We start from the raw sequence: 21775 nt of genomic DNA, 5'->3' as shown, positions 1-21775 counted from the left end.
GTCAATCCATGTCGACTGAAAACTCCCCACCCAGCGCGGACTCCGACCTGCAGTTCGGCCTGGCGGTGCGCGCCCGCCGCGCCCAGCTGGCCATCACCCTGGACCAATTGGCCCAGGCCAGTGGCGTAACTTCCGGGGCGCTGTCCCGGGTGGAGCGGGGGCTACTGAGCGTGAGCCTGCGCAACGCCATGGCCATTGCGCGCGGCCTGGGCTGCGAGCTGAGCGACCTGGTGCAAAGCCCTGCCCCGGCGCAGATCACCCGCGCGGGCGACCATGCGCGCTTTGTGCATGAGGACACCGGCATCGTGCGCCTGGCGCTGGCCCGCCCGCTGCCGGGGCTCGAGCTGCTGCACTATGCGGTGCCGCCCGGCCAGAGCTCCAGCCACTTCGCGCCGCACCGCCCGGGCACACGCGAGGTGTTCTATGTCGAGACCGGCAGCCTGCGCGTCTTCACCGGTACTGGTTCGGTGCTGCTGCAGGCGGGTGACAGCGCCCAGCTGGCGATGGACACCGAGCACCACTTTGCCAACGAAGGCCGGGGCGTTGCGCATTTCATCCTGCTGGTGGCAGCTCCGGCACACGGCGGCTGATGCCCCTGCGCCTGGCCTCGATGGGCTTTATGGCGACGGTGGCTGGAACAGCCGCTCGGCCACAAAGTCCACAAACACGCGCAGGCGCGGCGACATCAGCCGGCCCGAGGGCCAGAGGATGCTGAACTGCCCGGAATAGGTCAGACAGTCGTCCAGCACCGTCTGCAAGCTGCCATCGGCCAGCGCGTCGCGGGCCAGAAAATCGGGCATATAGGCGATGCCCAGGCCGGCGATCGCCGCGCCGCGCAAGGCCTCCATGTTGTTGCAGGTCAGCGCCGGCGGGTGGGCTGCGGCATCCTGCTGTGCCTCGGCCGTGTCACCGCCCATCTGCCAGGGCTGCAGCTTGCCCGAGGTGGGAAAACGAAAACGCAGGCAGTCGTGCGCCGCCAGGTCCTCGAGCCGCTGGGGCCGGCCGCGCTGCGCCAGATAGGCGGGGGATGCGCAGAGCACAAAGCGGAACAGGCCCAGGCGCCGGGCGCTGAGGCTGGAGTCGGCCAGCACCCCACTGCGGATCACCGCATCCAGGCGCGCCTCAACCACATCCACCAGCCGGTCGTTGAAGTCCAGGTCCAGCTCAATGTCCGGATAGCGCGCACGGAAGTCTGGAATCACCGGCAGCAAAAAGCGGTAGCCAATGGTGGGCAGCCCTATGCGCAACAGGCCCCGGGGGCTGCTTTGGGTGCTCGACAGCAGCGCCTGTGCATCCTGCAGGTCATCCAGAATGCGGCGCCAGTGCGTGTACATCAGCTCGCCCTCATGCGACAGCGACACCCGCCGCGTCGTGCGCACCAGCAGCTGCGTGCCCAGCTGCGCCTCCAGCTTGGCCACGCTTTTGCCCACCGCCGATGCCGAGATACCTAAGGCGCGGGCGGCGGCCACAAAACTGCGGCGCTCGGCCGCCTGCACAAAGGCGGCGATGTGGTTGAGGTTGTCCATGCGCGCATATTACGGAATTTTGGTTTTTAATCAAACAACGATTGGCCTGTTTATCGGCGATTCATTCCTCATTAAGCTCCACAGCGTGTTTTTGCAGGAGTTGGCTATGCACCGTGTTTTACCCGCCGCCTGGCGCGGGCCCTGGATGGTTCTGGCATCCGTCTGTCTGGCAGCGCTGGTGCTGCCGCTGAGTTTTTCTGGCGGGGCCGTGGCCACGCCGGCAATTGGCCGCGCACTGGGCGGCAGCGCCACCAGCCTGGGCTGGATCACCAATGCCTTCATGCTGGGCTTTGGCAGTTGCCTGATGGCCGCCGGCGCGCTGGCCGACCAGTGGGGGCGCAAGCGGCTCTTTTTGCTGGGCCTGTCGACCTTCTGCCTGGCCGGCCTGGCGCTGGTGCTGGCGCGCAGCGTCTGGCAGATTGACCTGCTGCGTGCGCTGCAAGGCGTGGCCGCAGCTGCAACGTTGGCCGGCGGCACGGCCGCGCTGGCGCAGGAGTTTGCGCCGGCCCAGCGCGCCCAGGCCTTTAGCCTGCTGGGCACCACCTTCGGCACCGGCCTGGCCTTTGGCCCGCTGCTGACGGGCTGGCTGATCGAGCAAGCCGGCTGGCAGGCCGGTTTTGCGCTCTGCGCTGGCCTGGGCCTGGTCGCCTTGCTGGTGGGCATGGGGGCGATGCGCGAGTCGCGCGACCCGCAGGCCCAGGGGCTGGATTGGCCCGGTGCGCTGCTGTTCACCAGCATGCTGGCCTTGCTGACGCTGGGCATGGTGCAGGCCGCCGCGCTGGGCTGGCGCAGTCCGCAGGTCATCGCACTGCTGCTGGCATCCATCGCGGCGCTGCTGCTCTTTATCGCCGTGGAGCGGCGCGTGGCCCGGCCCATGCTGGACCTGAGCCTGTTCCGCTACCCGCGCTTTATCGGTGTGCAGGTGCTGCCCATTGCGACCTGCTACTGCTATGTGGTGCTGCTGGTGCTGCTGCCGCTGCAGCTGATCGGCATTGCCGGCTACAGCGAGGTGGCGGCGGGCTGGTGGATGCTGGCGCTGTCGGCCCCGATGCTGGTGGTGCCGCTGGCCGCAGCCTGGCTCACGCGCTGGTTCCACGCCGGCCCTATTTCGGCCGCTGGCTTGCTGATCGCGGCTGGCGGCCTGGTGTGGCTGGCGCAGGTGCCTGTGGATGCGGGTGGCATGGCACGGGTGCTGCCGCTCTTGCTGATCGGCTGCGGTGCGGGCCTGCCCTGGGGCCTGATGGATGGGCTGTCGGTGAGCTTGGTGCCCCAGGAGCGCGCAGGCATGGCCACCGGCATTTTCAGCACCGTGCGGGTGGCCGGCGAAGGCATAGCGCTGGCGATGGTGACCGCCCTGCTGGCCGGTTTGATCAGCCCGCATCTGCCCGCGGCGCTGGATGGGGCCAGCCTGCAAACGGCCGCCCAGCAGCTGGCGATGGGCGAGCTGCGCCAGGCGCTGGCCCCGTTGCCCGCCCAGCCGGGTGCGGCAGCAGATTTGCAAAAGGCCTATGGCCAGGCCTTTGCACAGCTTATGTATGTGCTGGCGGCGATAGCCACGGTCTCGGCCCTGGTGGTTTTGGGCCTGCTGCGCCCGGCCAGTGGCGATGCGCTGCAGGTGGCTGCGGCCAGTCCTCAGTAGCTTTTGGCCGACAGGCTGGCCCAGAGGTGGGCCGCCACCAGTGCCCGCCAGGGCGCGAACGCACCCAGCCACTGCTCGGCCTCGCGCTGCGAGACGCTGGGCACATCCAGCAAGCGGGCCAGCGCATTGCGCACCGCCACATCGCCATGCAGGCTGCCATCCAGCCAACCAAAGCCGCGCAGCAAGGCGTAATGCACCGTCCAGGGGCCAATGCCCTTGATGGCCAATAGCGCATCTTCAATCGCCTGGGCATCTTGCGCCTGCAAGGGCTGGGCGGCCCAGGCATCGAGTGGCAGGCTGCCATCCAGCACAGCGGCGCAGACGCGCTCCAGGGTAGCGATCTTGCTGACCGAAAAGCCCGCCGCGCGCAGTTGTTCGGGCGTCAGCGCCGCCAGCGCGGCGGCATCGGGGTGGCAGAGCATGCCACTGCTGTGCTGCACCGCTGCTGCCGCAATCAGGCGCCTGCGCAGCGCAATGGCCGCTGCCACGCTGATCTGCTGGCCGGTGATGGCCCAGACCAGCGCCTCAAACGGGCTACTGCTGGCGGGCACACGCAAGCCCATCTGGCCCAGCAGCAAGGGGCCCAGCACCGGGTGCTTGCCATGCTGCAGTGCCAGCTGGTCCGCCCCATCACCCAGGCCCAGCATGCGCGCCAGCATCGCATCGAGTGCAGCGGGGTCGTTGCCAGTAGGCGCAGTGCCATCGACTGCCAAGCTGGCGACCGCGCGGGACGCGCCGTCCACCATCTCCAGCTGCAGCAGCGCAGGCTGCCCCTGCCAGACCAAGCCCTTGCTGACACGCAACCCTTCGACCTTCTCGGACGCCTGCAAGGCATCGCGGGCATGCAGGGCCAGCATGTCCTGCGGGCGGTAGTTGGCAGGCAGGGCGACTTGGGTCGTCAGTGGCAGGGGCATGGCGGGGTCGGTAGAAGGCGGCGGCGGCCGTGGATCCCCACTATAGAGGATGGACTGCGGGCGATAAAGTCAGGGCTGTTTCAGTGTTTACTCCGCATCGTGGAACACGATGCCCAGCGTGTGGCGCTGCCCGCGCAGTACCGTGGACACCCCATGCCGGTGCTGCACCCGGTAGCTGCCGCGCGTGCCTCGTACCGGCCGCTCGCGCACCGCAATGATGGCCGCATCACCGCGCTGCAGCGGCAGCACCTGCACGCGCGACTGCATGCGGGGGCGCTGCTCGGTCAGCACCAGCTCGCCCCCGTCAAAATCCTCGCCCGGCTGCGACAGCAGCACAATCACCTGCAGCGGAAACACCAGCGCGCCATACAGGTCCTGGTGCAGGCAGTTGTAATCGCCCGCGCCATAGCGCAGCAGCAGCGGTGTGGGCCGCCGCTGGCCGGCTGCATGGCACTGCGCCAGCAAGGCCGCATGCTGCGCAGGCCAAGGCGGCGCGGCGGCTGCGAGCTGCGCGCGCCATTGCTCCGCCACGGGCTGCAAGCGGGCATAGAGTGCCGTGCGCAGAGCCTGCAGCAGCGCTGGCAGCGGGTAGGCAAAGTACTGGTACTCGCCCCGGCCAAAGGCGTGGCGCTGCATCTGGATGCGGCTGCGAAAATGCGCCGCTTCGCCATACATCGCGGCCATCTTCTGGCATTGCGCGGCATCCAGCAAACCTGGTAGCAGGCCCCAGCCCTGGCGGTTCAGCTCGCTGCCCACAGCGGCCCAGTCGTAGCGCTGCAGGCTTGCCTCACTGGCTACATCTGCGCCATCTGCATCGGGTTTTGCGGGGGCGGTGGGCTGCAACAGCGGCGCGCTGGCCTCGGCATCCAGCGGCAATGCAACCTGTGCAGCGCTGGCCGTGCGCTTAGCCATGGCGCGCCACCCGTGGCGCCTGCGGTGCCAGCTCGGCCTCGTGCTGCAGCAGCGCGCGCTTGCGGTCCACGCCCCAGCGGTAGCCGGAGAGGCCGCCGTCATTGCGCACCACGCGGTGGCAGGGAATGGCCACGGCAATCGCATTGGCCGCGCAGGCGCCAGCAACGGCGCGGCTGGCCTGGGGCATGCCCAGCTTGCGCGCCAGCTCGCTGTAGCTGACGGTGCTGCCGACGGGAATCAGCCGCAGCGCCTGCCAGACCTGCTGCTGAAACGCGGTGCCGCGCACATCCAGCGGCAGCGCCAGGCCGCGCGTGGGTTCATCGACAAAGCCGATGACCTGGGCCATCCAGCGCTCAAAGGCTGCGTCGCCCCCGGCCAGCTGGGCTTTGGGAAAACGCTGCTGCAGGTCCTGCACCAGCGCATCGGCATCGTCGCCTAGCAAGATCGCGCAAATGCCCTGCGCGGTGGCGGCCACCAGGATGGGGCCGAGGCTGCATTCGGCCACGCCAAAGCGGATCTGCTGCGCGGCGCCCCCTGTGCGGTACTGGCGCGGGGTCATGCCCAGCACGGCCTGGCTGTCGCGGTAGAGCTGCGCGGTGCTGGCAAAGCCGGCATCAAAGATCGCATCGATGACGCGGGGCGCTTCTTGCGCATCGCCCAGCGCCGTTTGCAGGCGCTGGCGGCGCTGGGCCTTGGCATAGGCCTTGGGCGATACGCCGACGGCCGCCTTGAAGACGCGCTGCAGATGGAAGGGGCTCATGCCGGCGCGCTCGGCCAGCTCGGCCAGGCTGGGCTCGTCTTCGGCGCTGGCGATCCAGTCGCAGAGCTGGGCCATCAACGCCGCATGGCCGGGCTTGGCCGCCGCTTCGGGCTGGCAGCGCTTGCAGGCGCGGTAGCCGGCGGCCTGGGCCTGCGCGGCAGTGTCGAAAAAGCTGACGTTCTCGGGCTTGGCCAGGCGCGAGCTGCAGGAGGGCCGGCAAAAAACGCCGGTGCTGCGCACCGCATAGACAAAGCGGCCATCGGCTGCGGCCTGGCGGCCCTGTACATCGGCCCAGCGCGGATCGGCCAGGGTTTGCTGCGCGCGGGAGGCAGCTAACGCGGCAGCACCGCGCGCCGCAGGGGTGTCAGAAGTGGCGCTGGGTGTGGATGGGACAGACGGTTTCATGCGAATCACCTCAGTACAATCGATGCAGCCACTTTAGGCCTTGCGGCCCGGTTGTGCAGTGCCATTCTTGCGCTGCAATTGACGCCGCTTGCACTGCCCCACACACCATGCGAGACACCCCCAGCAAGCCCGAATCCATTGTGCATGAAGAGCGCGCCCAGCTCGATTTCAGCAAAGACATGAGCTATGGCGACTACCTGCACCTGGACGAGATCCTCAACGCCCAGCACCCGCTGTCGCCCGCGCACGACGAGATGCTGTTCATCGTGCAGCACCAGACCAGCGAGCTGTGGATGAAGCTGATGCTCCATGAGCTGCGCGCCGCCATGCAGGCCATGGCCAATCCGGCAGACAATACCAAGCCCGAGGCCTTCAAGATGCTCGCGCGCGTCTCGCGCATCATGGAGCAGCTGGTCAATGCCTGGACCGTGCTCTCGACAATGACCCCGCCCGAGTACACGGCCATGCGCCCCTACCTGGCCAACTCCAGCGGCTTCCAAAGCGCGCAGTACCGCAGCATCGAGTTCTCGCTGGGCAACAAGAACGCCACCATGCTCAAGCCCCATGCACACCGGGCAGACCTGCTGGCCCAGGTGCAGGCGGCTTACGAGTCGCCCTCGCTCTACGACATTGCGCTGCAGCTGCTGGCCCGCGAAGGCATTGCCGTGCCGGCCGAGGCGCTGCAGCGCGACTGGACCCAGCCCTACGCCGAGAGCGAAGGGGTCCAGCAGGCCTGGATCACCGTCTACCGCGATCCGCACAAGTACTGGGATCTGTACCAGCTGGGCGAGAAGCTGACCGATATCGAGGATGCCTTCCGGCTCTGGCGCTTCCGCCACCTGACCACCGTCGAGCGCGTGATCGGCTTCAAGCGCGGCACCGGCGGCACCGGCGGCGTGAGTTACTTGAAGAAAATGCTCGACGTCGTGCTCTTCCCCGAGATCTGGACGCTGCGCACCCACCTCTGAGGCACGGCGGCCCGCCAGTCCACCCAGGGTTGCCCCAAGTGACACCGCGCCGTGCAGAGCCGGCCAGAGTCCTCTATAGTGACAGGCGCATATAACAAGCCGCGCCAGCCCCCTGCTGGCCAATGGCGCATATTAAGAGGCGCTTACATCACCCAGCAAACCGAAGGTTAGCGGTTGAGACGAGGCATCAAGCCGCAGACAGTACAAACGTACGGCAAGGCTTGAGAGCGGCGTATCAAGGGTTATGTTAGCGACTCCAATAGGACCGGCACCTTCTGGCCCTGGCTTGTTTCGCTCACTCTCAGCCATGCCGGTTCCACCTACACCCTCCCCCACCGGGCGCCCCGCGGCACCCTCGTCCACCCTGCTCTGGGCCATGCTGCTGACCTTGCTGTCGGCCTTCTCGCTGAGCCAGGCCTTCCGCACCGTCACCTCCATCATTGCCGATGGGCTGCGCACCGATTTCGGGCTGTCGGCCGAGTCGCTGGGCGCCTTTGCCGGGCTGTTCGGCCTGTCGTTTGGCGTCACGCAGCTGTTCATGGGCGTGGGCATGGACCTGTATGGCCTGCGCAAGACCGTGCTCACCGCCTTCCCGCTGGCCATTGCCGGCTCGCTGATCTCGGCGCTTGCGCCCAGCTACCACGGGCTGATGCTGGGCCAGCTGCTGATCGGCATTGGCTGCTCGCCGGCGTTTTTGGCCTGCACGATGTTCATTGCGCGCCATTTCCCGAGCGACCGCTTTGCGTTCATGTCCGGCGTCGGCATGGGCGTGGGCGGCCTGGGCCTGCTGTTTACCGGCACGCCGCTGGCCTGGCTGGTGCAGCACTACGGCTGGCGCTGGGGCTTTGGCCTGCTGGCGGTGCTCTGCGCGCTGTCCTGGATAGCGATCTTTTTGCGCGTGCACGAGCCGCACCTGCCCAGCGATGACCTGCCCAAGCCCAGCTGGCTCACCGCCGTCAAGGGTTTTGGCGGCCTGCTGCTGGTGCCGCACACCTGGGCGATCGCCATCATGGGTATGGTGGGCTATGCCTCGTTTCTGACGGTGCGCGGGCTCTGGCTCAGCCCCATGCTGATCGACCGCTATGGCTTCTCGCTGGTGGCGACTGGCAACGTGGCCCTGATCGTCTCGATGATCTCGCTGTTCACGCCCTCGGTCTTTGGCCGGCTCGATCCGGGCCCGGCCCGGCGCCGGCGCCGCATCATCGCCGGGGCGGCGGTGATGGCCTGCACCTTCTGCGCGCTGGCCTTTGTGCACCATGCGGCGGCCACCGTGGCGCTGATCATGTTCATGGGCCTGGCCTCGGGCTACTCGGTGCTGCAGTACGCCGATGTGCGCTCCTCCTACCCCAAGGAGACCACCGGCCGCGCGCTGTCGGTCTACACGATGGCGATGTTCCTGGGTGTGGCGCTGATGCAGTGGCTCTCGGGCATCGTCGCGTCGTACGCGCAGCAGCACGGCGGCGAGATCTACCAGTATGTGATGCTGTTTGTCGCGGGCATGCTGATGCTCGGCTGCCTGGCCTTCCGCTTTTTGCCGCAGTCGCCGCTGCTGGCGCAGCAGGCGTCGGCGCGCAGTTAAGGCCCCATCGGGACTTGCGCGGTTTGCGCGGCTTGGCAAGCCCGCACTACAGCACCGAGGCCGATGAACCATCGCCCCGGTACAGCCAGGGCACATCCATCAGCTTGGCGCCCAGCGCGCGCAGCGCCGTATCGCGCCCCAGGGCCACCAGGCCGCGTGCATGGAAAATCTCGCCATTGCGGATCGCCCGCGCCTGCACCCGGGCATTGCGCTGCCAGCGATTGAGCGCATAGCGCCGCAGGCGCAGTGGCATCTCCAGGTCGTGCATGGTCAAGGCCCGCTGCAGCTCGGCTGCATCTTCAATCGCCATGCCGGCGCCCTGGGCCAGGTAGGGCCGCATCGGGTGGGCGGCATCGCCCAGCAGCGCGACCAGGCCTTGCGCCATCTCCTGGGGGCCGGTCATCGGTGCGCGATCAGCCAGCGGCCAGAGGCGCCAGGCAGCGCCTGTGGCACTGACCGCTTCCACCAGCCCCAGCAACTGGCGATGCGCACCGGCCAGGCACCGCAGCAGATCGGCGCCGTTGCCGGCATGGTCCCAGTGCTCCAGGTCATCGGGCGCGGCGCCCTCGACAATGATGACCAGGTTCTGCATGTCGCCGCCGCGCACGGGGTACTGCACTGCATGAAAGCGCGGCCCCATCCAGGCGCTGACCACGTCGGTGCGCAGGGCCGCCGGCAGATCGCTCTGGCGTACCAGCGCCCGGTAGGCCAGGTGGCCGGTCACGCGCGGGGGCGCATCATGGAGCAGGCGCAGCCGCGTGCGGCTCCAGATGCCATCGGCCCCCACCAGCGCATCGCCCTCGATCTGCTTGCCCTGCTTGGTGGTGAGGGTGACGACGCGGCCGTTGTCCTCGTGGTAGTCCACGGCGTTGTCCAGGTTGAGGTGCAGATCGGCGCTGGGCCGCACCGCATCGAGCAGCAGCTGGTGCAGGTCGGCGCGGTGGATGGTGGCATAGGCTGCGCCATAGCGTGCCACCGCGTGTGCACCCAAGTCCAGCCGGGCCAGCTCCTGGCCGCTGATGGCATTGCGCGAGACCAGCGCCTGCGGAAAGGCTGCCACCGCCTGCAGCGGCCTTTGCAGGCCCCAGGCCTGCAGGCGCCGCACGACGTTGGGGCCCAGCTGCACACCGGCGCCCACCTCGCTGAACTGCGCAGCGCGCTCAAACAGGCGCACCTCGGTGCCCGCGCGAAGGGCGGCCAGCGCAGCAGCCAGGCCGCCGATACCGCCGCCGGCGATCAAAATCTGTTCATGCATACCGCCATTGTGCCCAGATTGCAGGGCCTGCCTTGTGCGCTAGCGCAACTGCCCCGTGCCTGGCTGCAGCAGCCCACAACACTGTATCGGCCGTGGGGCTCAAGCCGGCCGGAAGCTGGCGAAGCCGTGCAGGCGCTCGAACTCGCCAATCGGCACCGGGCGGCCAAAGTGGAAGCCCTGGAAGCGCTTGCAGCCGTTGCTGACGAGGAAATCCACCTGCTCGGAGTTCTCCACGCCTTCGGCCACCACTTCGAGCTCCAGGCTGTGGGCCAGCGCCAGGATGGTGCGCACAATCACCGCGTCGCTGACGTCGCTCAGCACATCGCTGACAAAGCTGCGGTCGATCTTCAGCTGGTCGAGCGGCAGACGCTTGAGGTAGGACAGCGACGAGTAGCCGACGCCAAAGTCATCGAGCGAGAAGCCCACGCCGCGCTCCTTGAGCTGGCGCATGCGGTTGACGGTTTCATTGACATCGCCCAGCAGCAGGTTCTCGGTCAGCTCCAGCTTCAGGCGTGCGGGGTTGGCACCCGTCTGCGCGACAATGCCCAGCACCTCATCGACAAAGCCCTGATGGTGGAACTGCCGGGGGCTCACATTGACCGACATGGTCAGCGCCTGGGTGGAGGGGCTGGCGGCCCACAGCGCCAGCTGCTCGCAGGCGGTGCGCATCACAAAGTTGCCCAGATCCACAATCAGCCCGGTCTGCTCGGCCAGGTCGATGAACTCGATCGGCATGACCAGGCCACGCGCCGGGTGGCGCCAGCGCACCAAGGCTTCCGCGCCCACCAGGCTGCCGCTGCCATTCATCACCGGCTGGTAGTAAACCTGCAGCTCGCCGTCGTGGATGGCCTGGCGCAGGTCGCTTTCCAGATTGGCACGCGCGTTGACGATGGCCTGCATCTGCGGATCAAAGAAGCGCTGCGTGTTGCGGCCGGCCGATTTCGCCTCGTACATCGCCAGGTCGGCGCGCTTGAGCAGCTCCTGCACCGTCAGCGATTCTTGGTCGCCAAACACGGTCACGCCAATGCTGGGCGTGCTGTGGTGGGACTGGCCGTCGAGCACAAAGGGCTGCTTGAAACGGGTGATCACATGCTCGACCACCGAGCGCACATGGGCTTCAGCCTGCACGCGCTCGGCGCCCAGGTTCTCGACCAGCACGACAAACTCGTCACCGCCAAAGCGCGCCACCACATCGCCGCTACGCACGCTGGCAATCAGGCGCTTGCCCACTTCGCACAGCAGCCGGTCACCCTTTTGGTGGCCCAGCGAATCATTGAGGTCCTTGAAATTGTCCAGATCGATGAACAGCAGCGCCGCATAGGTGCCGCGCTGCTTGCAGGCGATGATCGACCATTCGAGCCGGTCCATCAGCATGCGGCGGTTGGGCAGGCCAGTGAGCACATCGAAGAACTCCAGGCGCTCGATTTCCTTGCGGGCGCGGCTGCGCTCGGCCAGATCGCGGCAGATGCACAGCAGGCCGGTGACCTCGCCATTGGCAGCACGGATGGCCGATTTGGTGATCTCGAAACGGCCCTGGTAGCCATTGTCGGCAAACTGCAAGGTCTCTTCATAGACCACCGGCGTGTTGGCATTGCGCGCACGCAGATCAGTCTCCCAATCGGAGGGCATGCGCCCTTGCAGGCCCAGGTCCGAGGTCGTGCGGCCGATGATCTGCGCGTGTGCCAGGCCCACCAGGCGCTCAAAGGCCTGGTTGCAGTGCAAAAAGCGCCCATCGGCCCCCTTGAGCACGACCAGGTCCGGGATGGCACTGACCAGCGACACCAGTTGCGACTGCTGCTCCTGCACGCGGCCGACCATCAGTTTTTGCATCGACACATCGTGCGAGAGCAGCATGAAGGCATGCGCATCGCGCCCTTGCGGGGCGACCAGGATATCGGTCTGGAAGTGGCGCAGGCCCTGGGGCGTATCCATGCTTTGCTCAAAGGCGAGCGACTGCCCAGCGCGCAAGCGTGCGAGCCAATCGGGCGCCTGGTTGCGCAGGCTCGGCGCCAGCGCTTCGGTCCAGGGCTGGTCCACCAGGCTGGGCACGCCCAGCCAGTCGAGCTGGGTGCGGTTGGCATGGACGATGGCGCCCGAGCCGTCGACCCGCACGACACCAATGGGGGCCTGCTCCAGCCACTCCTCACCTTGCATGCGCGCAGGGTGGGCCGAGGCCCAGCCCACCAGGCTGTGGCGCAGCGAGGCCATGACCAGCACCAGGGCCAGCACCGACAACGCATAGCACCAGGCCGCCTGCTCCAGCAGCATGGCCCAGTGGCTGCCCGCGCCCAGCAAGATGGCTGCTGCGCCCACGGCCAAGGCGGCCGCGAGTCTCAACACCGTCCAGCGGCCGGACTGGCCCGCAAAATGGCGGCTCTGCAGCGCAGCCCAGGCGCAGCAGGCCAGCATGCCCAGCGGCAAGACATAGCGGCGCATGCCTTCCAGATCGACCAGGCCCTGCGCCACCCCTGCCGTGACCGCCACCAAGAGCGCCAGCGCCGTGAGCACCGCGCCATTGCTTTGCAGGTGCAACCAATGGCTGGCTCGGGGCACGGCGCCCGGGCTATTGCGCCGCGCAGAAGACAATAAATCTATGGAGACTATCAATAGGCATATTGATAGCAAAATATTGACCGCCAGCTCCAGCCACAAGGCCGGCCGGCTGCCGTGTTCAGACAGCCGCAGCGGCAGCGCCAGCAACACCGCAAAGCCGCCCAGCACGACGGCACTGCAGACCCACAGCGGCCGGCCCATGAACGCACTGCCGACCGTGCCCTGCAGCAACAGGCGCCCGCCCCAACCCAAGGTGGCAAGAGCTGCGAGCAGCAGCAGCACCTGTATCCAGGTCTGCAGCGCCCGGGCAAAGCCCACGCCCTGCGCATCGGTAGACACCAGCCCCGCCAACAGCACCCCGCCAGCGAGCAGACACCACATGATCCGCGTGTGGATCTCGTGCATGCGCCTGCCTAGCGACAAGGGGGTGTAGGGATGGGCCATAGTTGGCTAAATGTAATTAAAAGTAAACTAACGTCCATCTATTTGACCAGTAACGGTCAACAAATGCAAACGGGCCTCGTCGTAACAAGGCCCGTGTCAGTCGCGTGTAGGTCAACTCTTACAGCAATTGGCGTAAAACGAAGGGCAGTATACCGCCGTCCTTGTAGTATTCGACCTCGATAGGCGTGTCAATACGCAACACCAGCTCGGCTTCGGTAACGCTGCCATCGGCGCGCTGGATGACCAGTTTGGCCTTGCTGCGCGGCGCCAGCGACGGGTCGGGCACGATGTCGATCAGCTCGTCGCCGCGCAGGTTCAGACTCTCCCAGCTTTCCCCTTGCTTGAACTGCAGAGGTAGCACGCCCATACCCACCAGATTGGCGCGGTGGATGCGCTCGAAACTGCGCGCCACCACTGCCTTGATACCCAGCAACTGGGTGCCCTTGGCCGCCCAGTCGCGGCTCGAGCCCGTGCCGTATTCCTCGCCGGCAAACACCACAGTGGGCGTGCCCGCTGCCATATAGCGCATGGCGGCATCGTAAATGAAGAGCTTGCTGCCTTGTTCGTCGCCCGGATTTTGGTAGAGCGTCAGGCCACCCTCTTCGCGCGAGCCGTCCGGCTTGGCCGCCAGCATCAGGTTCTTGATGCGCACATTGGCGAAGGTGCCGCGCATCATCACCTCATGGTTACCGCGGCGCGATCCATAGCTGTTGAACTCGCTCTTCTTGACGCCGTTGGCCAGCAGCCATTGGCCGGCGGGCGAGCTGTCCTTGATCGATCCAGCGGGCGAGATATGGTCAGTGGTAATCGAATCACCAAATAAAGCCATCACTCTGGCCTTGCGCACCGCATTGTCGCGCTGATCGGCACGCGGCTCGGGCGCTGCCAGCGAGAAGTCCTTGAAAAAGGGGGGCTCGGCAATATAGGTGCTCTGCGGCCAGGTATAGGTGGCGCCGGTCACGCCCTTGATCTTTTCCCAGAGTTTGCCCGGCTCGCTGCTGACCTTTTCGTAGTTGGCGCGGAAAGCCTTGCCGTTCATCGCAAATTTCATCAGCTTCTGCACCTCGTCGGTCGTCGGCCAGATATCGCCCAGGTAGACGTCGCGGCCATTCTTGCCCTGGCCCACCGGCTCGGTCATCAGGTCCTTGCGCACATTGCCGGCAATCGCATAGGCCACCACCAGCGGCGGACTGGCCAGGAAGTTGGCGCGGATATTGGGGTGGATGCGCGCCTCGAAGTTGCGGTTGCCCGACAGCACGGCCGCACAGACCAGGTCATGGTGCTGGATGGCGCTGTTGAATTCCGGCAGCAGATCGCCGGCATTGCCGATGCAGGTGGTGCAGCCATAACCGGCGATATTGAAGCCCAGTTGCTCCAGATAGGGCAGCAGACCCGACTCGGTCAAGTACAAGGTCACCAGGCGCGAGCCAGGGGCCAGCGATGTCTTGATGTGCGACTGCACACGCAGGCCAGCCTTGACGGCCTTCTTGGCCAGCAAGCCCGCGGCCAGCATCACGCTGGGGTTGGAGGTGTTGGTGCAGCTGGTGATGGCGGCAATCAGCACATCGCCGTTGTGCAGGTCAACATCGCGCCCTTCGATGCGCTCGGCATGGGCATCGGCCGCATCCAGGCTGGCTTCTTCATCCACCACCGCGGGCTTGTTGGCGACCATCTCCTCGGCATTGCGCGGCGAGCCGGCCGGCAAGGGCTTGGTGGACGGCTCGGCCGTCTCGCCCGCGCCATTGATGCGCACCTTGACGGGCCGGGCAAGCTGGTCTGCAGGCAGGTTGAAGCCGTTTTGGGCCCCCGGCGCGCTGAACAGCATGTCAAACTTGGCAGCCACCTGGCCGATCTCGATACGGTCCTGAGGCCGCTTGGGGCCCGCCAGGCTGGGCGCCACCGTGCCCAGGTCCAGCCGCACGACCTGGGAGTAATCAATGTCTCCCGCCCGGGGCACGCCATACAGGCCCTGGGCTTTGAAGTAGGCTTCAAAGGCGGCAATCTCGGCCTTGCTGCGGCCCGTACCTTCAAAGTAGTCCATGGTCTTGTCATCGACCGGGAAGAAGCCCATCGTGGCGCCATACTCGGGCGCCATGTTGCCGATGGTGGCGCGGTCAGGCACCGACAGGCTGCGCGTGCCCTCGCCAAAGAACTCGACAAACTTGCCCACGACCTTTTCACGGCGCAGCAGCTCGGTGACGGTCAGCACCAGGTCGGTGGCGGTCACGCCTTCGCGCAGGCTGCCCGAGAGCTCAAAGCCCACCACATCGGGCGTGAGGAAGTAGACCGGCTGGCCCAGCATCGCCGCCTCGGCCTCGATACCGCCCACGCCCCAGGCCACCACGCCCACACCATTGATCATCGTCGTGTGGCTGTCAGTGCCCACCAGCGAGTCGGGGTAGTAGACATGGTGCTTGTCCTGGTGCACGCCGCGCGCGAGGTATTCCAGATTGACCTGGTGCACGATGCCAAAGCCCGGCGGCACCACGCCAAAGGTGTCAAAGGCCTGCATGCCCCATTTCATGAACTGGTAGCGCTCGTTGTTGCGCTCGAACTCCAGCTTCATGTTCAGGTCCAGCGCGTTCTTGCTGCCGTAGTAATCGACCATGATCGAGTGGTCCACCACCAGATCGACAGGCACCAGCGGCTCGATGGCGCTGGCGTTCTTGCCCATGCGCTCGGCCGTGCTGCGCATCGCAGCCAGGTCGGCGAGCAGCGGCACGCCGGTGAAATCCTGCAGCACCACGCGTGCCACGACAAAGGGAATCTCTTCGGTGCGTTCGGCCTGCGGCTTCCAGTTGGCCAGCTGCTCCACATGCTCGGGCAGCACGCGCTGGCCATCGCAGTTGCGCAAGACCGACTCCAGCACAATGCGCAGGGACATCGGTAGGCGCTGGATATTGGGGAATTGTTTGCTCAGCTCGGGCAGCGAATAGAACTTGGCCTTGCCACCTTTGCCAGACTTCTTGGACGAAGGGATCGAGAGGGCTTGGAGGGTCGAGGCGAAGGCGTGTTGCGCTGCCTCATGATCACCTGATTTCATCGTGACTCCTGTTTTACACGTATTAGACGGAACGCTGCAAACAGTCTACTCCCGGGCCTGGTCCTGCATATGTCATCCAAAGGCTAAGCCCTGCAATCCCAGGTGCAATCGCAGGAGTGATCGCAATGCGATTTGCGCATTCCCATTAACCATCCATACCGGACACCATGGGCATCGAAATGCGACCCACTCCACAAACTGCCAATCCGCTGCCAGGGCTCCATAAAATCTACAAAATCGTAAAAAAAATGAATAAGCCTATAGATTAGCAAATACAATTATAGCAAGGCACTATGAGCAATTGCATACATTTAGCATCGCTCAGATATGATGGATCGCTGAACGGATAGTTAGCAACAATCCACTCCTACAAAAATAGGAGAAATGAAGAAGAGATGTAGGAATTTTTATAAAGCTGCCCTACAAGTCGACCCCGCAACGAAAAAAACCTGCCGAAGCAGGTTTTTTCTTTGAAGGACGCCCCACTTAAATCGCGAACTTTTCACGATCCTGGCCTTCAATCCACTTTGGCGCCTTGCCACGGCCCGTCCAGGTAGCGCCCGTTGCTGGGTCGCGGTACTTGGGAGCGACTTTAGAGCCTGCGGAAGCCGAGCGGCCACGTGCAGGAGGGAATACATCCTGTTCGGTCAAGCCGTAATCTGCCACAAGCTTGCGCACCTGGTCGACAGCGGTCTTCAGTTCGTTGCGACGAACTTCTTCACGTTGTTGTTGCAGTGCTGCCAGTTGGGCATCGATTTCCTTCAAAGTAGGCATGTTTAATATCCATTCAATTCGGTTAACGTTTGCAGTATACCTAAAAATGCAATAACCGAGTAAGTCCACACATTTTTCTATTTAAAGGAATGGTAAACCTGGATCCCCCTACCTGTAACTTTCAGTAATCGAGTGCCATCACGTCCAGCCTGGCGATTACCTTGTCGACGCGCTTGCCTTCCAGCGCCAGCACCTCAAATACCCAACCCGCGCAATAAATCTTTTCACCCAACGGCGGCAGATGGCCCGATTCGGCCATCAGCATGCCAGCCAAGGTGTTATAGCGGCCCTTGTCCTCATCGGGCAACTCCTTGATTTCCAAACGCGCCTTCAATTCGGATACCGGCATCAGGCCATCAAGGTACCAGGAGCCATCGTCGTTCTGTACCGCCCAGGCTTCGCTGGCGGCCCCGGGTTTAAGCTCGCCGGTAATCGCTTCGAGCAAGTCACGCGGCGTGATGATGCCTTGCACGACCCCGTATTCATCGACAACAAAAATCATGCGGCCCGCGCGCGCGCGGAACTGCTCGAGCAGTTCAAAGCCGCTGAGCGTTTCGGGCACGTAGCTGGCCGCCAAGGCCACCTTCGCAATCGCGGTGTTGTGCGTATCGACGACGTCGAGCAGGTGTGCCACGCTGACCAGGCCCACCACGTTGTCCAGCGATTCGCGGCAGACGGGATACCAGGAATGCGCCCCCTTGCCACTGGAGGCCCGCACCGCATGCAAGGCCTCGGCCACGGTCAGATTGGCATCGAGCCATTCCACATCGCCCCGGGGCACCATCATCGAGATCAGGGGGCGGTCATCCAGATGGAACACGTTCTGCACCATCTGGTGTTCGTGGTGCTCGATCACGCCAGCGTCTCGCCCTTCATCGAGGCTGGCGACGATTTCCTCTTCGGTCACCGCGCGGTCCGATTCATCCTTGATGCGCAGAAGGCGCAGCACGCCTTGTGCAGAAATGGCCAGCAGCCAGACAAAAGGCTTGGCGATGCGCGACACCCAGGTGAGCGGCAGCGCAATGAGGCGCGACGACGCCTCGGGGTACATCTGTCCAATGCGCTTGGGCACCAGCTCGCCAAACACAATGGTCATGAAGGTAATGACAATGATCACCGTGGTGGTGGCCACCACCGACGCAAACGAGGCCGGCATGCCCCAGGTGATCAGCGATTGCGCCAGCCCGTCGCTGAAGGCCGCTTCACCAAAAATGCCGTTGAGCATGCCGATCGAGGTAATACCCACCTGAATCGAGGACAGAAATTGGGTAGGATTGCTCAGCAAATCCAGCGCCGCCTTGGCGCCCTTGTCGCCACTTTCGGCCATGGCCAGCAAACGGGACTTGCGGCTGCTGGCCAGCGCCAGCTCGGACATGGCAAAGACCCCGTTGAGCAAGGTCAAAAGCGCGATCAAGAGTACGTCAAACAAAATAGTTCACAGGTAGTTCAACAAGCATGTCACTTTACTGTATCGGCGATATCCAAGGCTGCGATAGCGCTTTGGGCCGTCTGTTGGCCAAAATCGACTTCTCCCCCAGCCGCGACACGGTCTATCTGCTGGGCGACCTGGTCAACCGGGGCCCCGAATCGGCCCAGACCCTGCGCCGCTGCATAGACGCGGACGGCAGCATCCAGGCGCTTCTGGGCAACCATGACCTGCACCTGCTGGCGGCTGCCCATGGCCGGCGCAAGTTCTCCCGGCGCGACACCTTGCTGGAAGTGCTGCAGGCACCCGATGCCGCACAGCTCTTGGCATGGCTGCGCCAGCAGCCGCTGGCGCGTACGCACACAGTGGCGGGTGAAAAACTGCTGATGGTGCATGCCGGCGTGCACCGCAGCTGGAATGCTGCCGACACGCTGCGTTATGCGGCCGAGGTGGAAGCGGTGCTGCGCAGCGAAGAGCTGACCAGCTTCTTGCAAGCCATGTACGGCAATATCCCTGCGCAATGGGATCCGGAGCTCACGGGCATGGAGCGTCTGCGCATGATCACCAACGTGCTCACGCGCATGCGCTTTTGCCATGCCGATGGCAGCCTGGACTTTGACAGTACCGAGAGCCTGGCCGATGCCCCCGAAGGTCTGACCGCCTGGTTTGACCTGCCCGGGCGCGCCACTGCCAACACCACCATTGCCTTTGGCCACTGGTCCACCCTGGGCGATCTGCAGCGCCCCCATCTGCTGGCGCTCGATACCGGCTGCGTCTGGGGTGGCTGCCTGAGCGCGGTGCGCTTTGGCAATACGCTGGCCGAGCGCGAGCTGATCCATGTCGATTGCGAGCAGGCCCAGCAGCCGGGATGAGCGCGACAAAAAAAGGCCTCAGCGGTTAGCTGAGGCCTTGGTCCATCGTCGTTACCGAGATTATTCAGATGCTGGCGAAGGCTTGAACAGCGCAGCGACCTTGCGGCGTGGCTTGATGCCGGGGCCACGTGCTGGCGCCGGCTTGGCGTTCGCATCCCAGGCAGCGGGCTCAGCGGCCTTGGGCTCGTACGGCTTGTCAAAGAACGGATCACGCGAGACGGGTGCCGGGCGGTAGCGCTCACGGCGGTCCTGCGCGTCGTCCTCGCGCGGCGCGCGGCGGTCGCGGCTGCGCGAGCTGTCGCGCTCACGGCCAGCTTCACGCTCACGGCGTTCGCGGTTGCCATCGTTGAATCGCTCGCGCTGGGGCTGCTCGTCCAGCGCAAAGTTCTCGACGTCGATCTTCTTCTTGATCAGCTTCTCGATGTCCGACACATGGCGGGCATCGGCATGGGAGACCAGCGTGACGGCCAGACCGGATGCGCCAGCACGGCCGGTGCGGCCAATGCGGTGCACATAGTCTTCGGCATTGAAGGGCACATCAAAGTTGAAGACGGCGGGCACATCCTTGATGTCCAGACCACGGGCGGCCACATCGGTGCAGACGAGCAGATCGACTTCGCCTTGCTTGAAGGCTTCGAGCGCCTTGAGGCGTTCATCCTGGCTCTTGTCGCCGTGCAGCGCTGCGGCACGCAGGCCCTCACGCTCCAGCGTACGCGCCAGGCGCGAGCAACCCAGCTTGCTGTTGACGAACACAAAGGCCTGGCGGATCTTGCGCTCGCGCAGCACCTTGGTCAGCACACGGCGCTTGTCATCGTCAGAGGCAGCGTAGAAGCGCTGCTCGACGGTGGACGCGGTTTCGTTGGGGCGTGCAACCTCGATCGTGACCGGGTCTTGCAGGTAGCTGCCGGCCAGGCGCTTGATCTCGGGCGAGAACGTGGCCGAGAACAGCAAGGTGATGCGCTTTTTGGGCAGGAAGGACAGGATGCGCTGCAGATCGGGCAGAAAACCAATGTCGAGCATGCGGTCGGCCTCGTCCAGCACCACGTACTCCACCTGGTTGAGCACCGCGTTCTTGGCCTCGATGTGGTCCAGCAGGCGACCGGGGGTCGCCACCAGGATTTCCACACCCTTTTTAAGCTCCAGGGTTTGCGGTTTCATGTCCATGCCGCCAAACACCACGGTGCTGCGCAGCTTGGTGTGTTTGGCGAACTGGGCAATCTGCTGGGCGACCTGGTCGGCCAGTTCACGCGTCGGCAGCAGCACCAGCGCACGCACCGGATGGCGCGCGGGCGATGCCGAGCTGTTTTCGTGCACCATCATCCGCTGGAGCAGCGGCAATGAGAAAGCAGCTGTCTTGCCCGTGCCAGTTTGTGCAGCACCCATGACGTCTTTCCCAGTCAGCACCACAGGGATGGCCTGTGCCTGAATGGGAGTCATGGATGCGTAGCCCATCTCGGAGATGGCTTTGGCCAGGGGCTCGGCCAGATGAAGGTTGGAGAAAGAATTTGTCATGTAAGCCCCCTATTGTCGCACTGCAGACAAATCGGCGCTTAGCTTAACCCTGTCTTGCCTTACGGATTCGCACGCGGCCCCTGAAAATCCTGGCTGGCCAGCGTAGAAACGGGCGCCGCCAGCCTGCAGCGGAAGGCCGCAGCGGATCGGCCCAGCCCGATTTTTAGCGGCCGGGGCCAAGTGCATCACAGGCTGCCGGCCTGGAAGGTATCGCAAGACTGGACGCTGCCGGTCTTGTAGCCCTGCGTGAACCAGCGCACGCGCTGGGCGCTGGAGCCGTGGGTGAAGCTGTCGGGGCGCACGGTGCCGGTGGCTTCGCGCTGCAGCTTGTCATCACCGATCTGCTGAGCGGCATTCACGGCCGATTCAATGTCGCCCTGCTCCAGCCAGCTCTTGGCCTGCTGGGAATGGTTGGCCCAGATGCCGGCATAGCAGTCGGCCTGCAGCTCCAGCCGCACCGACAGCGCATTTTGCTCGCGCTCGCTGATGCGGCCGCGCATCGCATCGACCTTGCCCGAGATACCCAGCAGGTTCTGTACATGGTGGCCCACCTCGTGCGCAACCACATATGCGCGCGCAAACTCACCGGGCGCGCCCAGCTGGCGGCTCATGGTGTTGAAGAAATCCATGTCCAGGTACACCTTCTGGTCACCGGGGCAGTAGAACGGGCCCATCGCCGACTGGCCGGTGCCGCAGGCGGTGCGCGTGACGCCGGTGAACAGCACCAGGCGCGGCGCGCGGTACTGGGCGCCACCCTTGGTGAAGATATCGCTCCAGACATCTTCGGTCGAGGCCAGCACGGTGGAGACAAACTTGGCCCCCTGGTCATTGGCCGGTGGCGCCTTGGCCGGGCCTTGCTGCGTGGGCGCGGGCGAGCCCCCCCCCGAGAGCACGCCGATGGTGGTGAGCGGGTTGATGCCAAACACCCCCCAGCCAATCAGCGCCAGCACCACGGTGCCAATGCCGATGCTGCGCCCGCCCAGGCCAAAGCCTCCGCCGCCCCCGCCACCACTGCCGCGGCGGTCTTCCACATTGCTCGATTCGCGGTTGCCTTCCCATTTCATGGTCGCTCTCCTTGCAGTGCCCTGGCACTGCCTCTGTTATTGATCCGTCTACAGTAGCGCATTTGCGGTGGCCCAGCGCGTAAGACCGGCTCCCGAGCGCGCAGAAAATGGGCCCGCAGCGCCCCCATT

General features: G+C 65.0%; 16 protein-coding genes. 5 read left to right on the top strand and 11 right to left on the bottom strand.

The genetic code is table 11. The features are described from left to right. The first annotated feature begins 8 nt into the window (after window positions 1–8). On the top strand, window positions 9–590 hold the full coding sequence (locus DCO45_RS05640; RefSeq protein WP_116924876.1) for an XRE family transcriptional regulator: 582 nt from the start codon (window positions 9–11) through the stop codon (window positions 588–590). Between the two features lie 27 nt (window positions 591–617). Here DCO45_RS05640 and DCO45_RS05635 read toward each other — a convergent pair whose 3' ends face one another. Then, window positions 618–1526: a LysR family transcriptional regulator gene (locus DCO45_RS05635; protein ID WP_116924875.1), complete on the bottom strand. Its 909-nt coding sequence runs from the start codon at window positions 1524–1526 to the stop codon at window positions 618–620. A gap of 106 nt (window positions 1527–1632) precedes the next feature. Between DCO45_RS05635 and DCO45_RS05630 the strand changes: the two genes are divergently transcribed. Then, the gene (locus tag DCO45_RS05630; protein WP_207788046.1) at window positions 1633–3165 is read left to right on the top strand and encodes an MFS transporter; all 1533 of its coding nucleotides are present in this window, start codon (window positions 1633–1635) and stop codon (window positions 3163–3165) included. Here DCO45_RS05630 and DCO45_RS05625 read toward each other — a convergent pair. From DCO45_RS05625 to ada, 3 genes are all read right to left on the bottom strand, one after another. Continuing rightward, window positions 3159–4079: a DNA-3-methyladenine glycosylase 2 gene (locus DCO45_RS05625; protein WP_116924873.1), complete on the bottom strand. Its 921-nt coding sequence runs from the start codon at window positions 4077–4079 to the stop codon at window positions 3159–3161. The two genes, DCO45_RS05630 and DCO45_RS05625, sit on opposite strands and share 7 nt — an antisense overlap. Before the next feature lie 87 nt (window positions 4080–4166). Continuing rightward, the gene (locus DCO45_RS05620; protein WP_116924872.1) at window positions 4167–4991 is read right to left on the bottom strand and encodes a 2OG-Fe(II) oxygenase; all 825 of its coding nucleotides are present in this window, start codon (window positions 4989–4991) and stop codon (window positions 4167–4169) included. After that, entirely contained in the window at window positions 4984–6156 is a 1173-nt protein-coding gene (ada, locus tag DCO45_RS05615; protein ID WP_116924871.1) for a bifunctional DNA-binding transcriptional regulator/O6-methylguanine-DNA methyltransferase Ada, read from the bottom strand. Before ada ends, DCO45_RS05620 begins: the two co-directional genes overlap by 8 nt. A 107-nt stretch (window positions 6157–6263) precedes the next feature. Here ada and kynA point away from each other — a divergent pair, with 107 nt between their 5' ends. Together kynA and DCO45_RS05605 are read left to right on the top strand one after the other, a co-directional pair. Next, the gene (gene kynA / locus DCO45_RS05610; RefSeq protein ID WP_116924870.1) at window positions 6264–7124 is read left to right on the top strand and encodes a tryptophan 2,3-dioxygenase; all 861 of its coding nucleotides are present in this window, start codon (window positions 6264–6266) and stop codon (window positions 7122–7124) included. Window positions 7125–7431: 307 nt separating this feature from the next. After that, a complete protein-coding gene (locus DCO45_RS05605) occupies window positions 7432–8703 on the top strand; it encodes an MFS transporter (RefSeq protein WP_116924869.1) in 1272 nt (423 codons plus the stop codon). Window positions 8704–8749: 46 nt separating this feature from the next. Here DCO45_RS05605 and DCO45_RS05600 read toward each other — a convergent pair whose 3' ends face one another. The 5 genes from DCO45_RS05600 to DCO45_RS05580 form a co-directional block, all read right to left on the bottom strand. Further along, window positions 8750–9958: an FAD-dependent monooxygenase gene (locus tag DCO45_RS05600; protein ID WP_116924868.1), complete on the bottom strand. Its 1209-nt coding sequence runs from the start codon at window positions 9956–9958 to the stop codon at window positions 8750–8752. 99 nt (window positions 9959–10057) lie between these two features. Continuing rightward, a complete protein-coding gene (locus DCO45_RS05595) occupies window positions 10058–12916 on the bottom strand; it encodes a bifunctional diguanylate cyclase/phosphodiesterase (RefSeq protein WP_243419252.1) in 2859 nt (952 codons plus the stop codon). A 157-nt stretch (window positions 12917–13073) separates the two neighbouring features. Beyond that, window positions 13074–15998, bottom strand: coding sequence for an aconitate hydratase (locus DCO45_RS05590; protein WP_116924866.1), 2925 nt, complete (start codon window positions 15996–15998; stop codon window positions 13074–13076). A 486-nt stretch (window positions 15999–16484) separates the two neighbouring features. Then, window positions 16485–16772 carry an H-NS histone family protein gene (locus DCO45_RS05585; protein ID WP_021027731.1) on the bottom strand — a complete coding sequence of 96 codons (288 nt, stop codon included), beginning with the start codon at window positions 16770–16772 and terminating at the stop codon, window positions 16485–16487. 121 nt (window positions 16773–16893) lie between these two features. Next, a complete protein-coding gene (locus DCO45_RS05580; protein ID WP_279324801.1) occupies window positions 16894–18201 on the bottom strand; it encodes a hemolysin family protein in 1308 nt (435 codons plus the stop codon). Window positions 18202–18227: 26 nt separating this feature from the next. Here DCO45_RS05580 and DCO45_RS05575 point away from each other — a divergent pair, with 26 nt between their 5' ends. Then, window positions 18228–19070 carry a symmetrical bis(5'-nucleosyl)-tetraphosphatase gene (locus tag DCO45_RS05575; RefSeq protein ID WP_116924865.1) on the top strand — a complete coding sequence of 281 codons (843 nt, stop codon included), beginning with the start codon at window positions 18228–18230 and terminating at the stop codon, window positions 19068–19070. A gap of 60 nt (window positions 19071–19130) precedes the next feature. Here the strand turns inward: DCO45_RS05575 and DCO45_RS05570 are convergent, their stop codons facing one another. Both DCO45_RS05570 and DCO45_RS05565 read right to left on the bottom strand, forming a co-directional pair. Then, window positions 19131–20582 (bottom strand): DEAD/DEAH box helicase, encoded by a 1452-nt coding sequence (locus DCO45_RS05570; protein ID WP_116924864.1) that lies wholly within the window; start codon window positions 20580–20582, stop codon window positions 19131–19133. A gap of 185 nt (window positions 20583–20767) precedes the next feature. Further along, on the bottom strand, window positions 20768–21646 hold the full coding sequence (locus DCO45_RS05565) for a neutral zinc metallopeptidase (RefSeq protein ID WP_116924863.1): 879 nt from the start codon (window positions 21644–21646) through the stop codon (window positions 20768–20770). Window positions 21647–21775 lie beyond the last annotated feature (129 nt).

Origin of the sequence: Comamonas sp. JNW (genome assembly GCF_003105075.1) — a bacterium.
Lineage (GTDB): Bacteria > Pseudomonadota > Gammaproteobacteria > Burkholderiales > Burkholderiaceae_C > Comamonas > Comamonas squillarum.
The sequence above is the reverse complement of the archived record's forward strand: the minus strand, read 5'-3'. Positions and strand labels throughout refer to the sequence as shown.